Annotated in this window: 1 pseudogene; it reads left to right on the top strand. The window is 41.6% G+C overall.

Annotated elements, in window-relative coordinates:
* Positions 1-25 precede the first annotated feature (25 nt).
* Positions 26-353 (top strand): annotated as a pseudogene (locus AC0IXA_RS27240) (hypothetical protein); the annotation flags it as partial.

The following is a 353-nucleotide window of genomic DNA, read 5'->3' as shown; positions in this document are numbered from 1 at the left end:
ATACCGTATCACGACAGAGCCGACAGTGAATCAGACAAAACTGAATCAAGCACTCAGCTATTTGACGAAACAAAAAATGAAGGCTGCTGCACAAAAAACAGGCGCAGTCGATTATGCTCAATATCAGATCAAAACAGGTGCCATCTCAACAGCTGCACTGCGTGACCAAGGCATGGCATTTTTCAAAAAACGGAATGAAACCGCTGCGTATACAACAACAACGAAACCAACTTACAAAATTAACATTACGCAGCAATTTACAGGATTACCAACTGTAAATGAAGCCATTGCATTTGTGAAAAGCCAATATGGCTGGACTGCCACAGCCGTAAAAATTAAAAATGGCCCAATGG

The organism is Pseudomonas sp. AC083 (assembly GCF_979253165.1).
Note: the sequence above shows the minus strand (reverse complement) of the source record. Positions and strands in the feature narration are given on the sequence as shown.